Here is a 433-nt window from a genome sequence, read left to right as displayed (position 1 = left end):
AAGGGGAACTCAAATGCGCACCAAACGCCTCGTTTCATGCGCACCAAACGCCTCGTTTCATGCGCACCAAACGCCTCGTTTCATGCGCGCCACACGCCTCGTTTCATGCGCGCCACACGCCCCGCTTCATGCGCACCAAGCGTCTCGCTCGTGTCAGAGGTGCTGACACGGGCGGGCATTCGGCGAATCGCTCGGCAGTTCCGTCCGAGCCGGAATAGCGGGCGTCTTGGAAAAATGCCGCTCCGCCGGAACCGCGCGGCGAACCGGAGCAAAAGAAGGCGTTTGTAATGTCTATGAAATAAGCCGCCGAGGGTCTGCGGCGGACTTTCTGAGAATCGGCTCGCTGAAGGCGGACGGCGGGATTAAAGCCAAGATTCTCTGTTCATACCTGTGCCGTGAGCGCGAGCGAGCCTTCCGCCTTGATTATATCCGC

2 protein-coding genes are annotated in these 433 nt (G+C 60.0%); both read left to right on the top strand.

Features of this window, described 5'->3' with window-relative positions; genetic code table 11:
* Window positions 1-218 (top strand): hypothetical protein (locus tag AWU74_RS13010; RefSeq protein WP_238580291.1); only part of this gene is annotated, 218 nt, incomplete at its 5' end.
* An 8-nt stretch (window positions 219-226) separates the two neighbouring features.
* The coding region (locus AWU74_RS08655; protein ID WP_162505133.1) for a hypothetical protein at window positions 227-433 on the top strand (207 nt) is incomplete at its 3' end.

It is taken from the genome of Treponema endosymbiont of Eucomonympha sp. (assembly GCF_001028545.1).
Note: the sequence above shows the minus strand (reverse complement) of the source record. Positions and strands in the feature narration are given on the sequence as shown.